This is a genomic window from Paenalicyclobacillus cellulosilyticus (genome assembly GCF_014647315.1).
In the GTDB taxonomy this organism is placed as follows: domain Bacteria; phylum Bacillota; class Bacilli; order Alicyclobacillales; family Alicyclobacillaceae; genus Alicyclobacillus_J; species Alicyclobacillus_J cellulosilyticus.
Genome location: NZ_BMOY01000170.1, coordinates 1 through 549 on the forward strand (window position 1 = coordinate 1; position 549 = coordinate 549).

General features: G+C 59.0%; 1 protein-coding gene. It reads right to left on the reverse strand.

Features of this window, described 5'->3' with window-relative positions; all coding sequences use genetic code 11:
- The coding region (gene tnpC, locus IEX97_RS13420; RefSeq protein WP_188883579.1) for an IS66 family transposase at positions 1–549 on the reverse strand (549 nt) is incomplete at both ends.

Genomic DNA, 549 nt, shown 5'->3' on the forward strand with positions numbered 1-549 from the left:
CTGGATGTTGGGTAGCCGTTCGAACAGGTACTCCAGGTACAAGTATGGGTCCAGTCCGTTCTCCTTGGCCGTCTCCACCAGGCTGTACGCGATGGCGCTCGCCCGCGCGCCCCGTGGCGTGTTCGCGAACAGGAAATTCTTCCGGCCAATCACAAACCGCTTGATGGATCGCTCGCTCCGATTGTTGTCCAACTCCAGATGCCCGTCCTCCAGAAACACCCTCAGCTTCGGCCATTGGTTGAGGCAATACGAAACCGCCTGCCCCAAGGCGCTCTTGGGCAGTACCTGTTCGCTCTGCTCCTGAAGCCATGCCAAAAACTCGTCCAGCACCGGCCGACTTAACCTCTGCCGTTGTGCGTGACGTTCTTCTGGCGTCGCGTCCTTCAAGGCGCGTTCAATCTTGAACAACCGGTTGCAGTATTCCAGCCCTATCCTGGCCGCTGTCGGTTTCTTTCGCTCCTCGGCCGGCAGCGCGGTGTGCGCCTCGTGAAACTTGCGTCTGGCGTGTGCCCAACATCCAACCAGCTTCACATCCGGAATCTCGTTGTA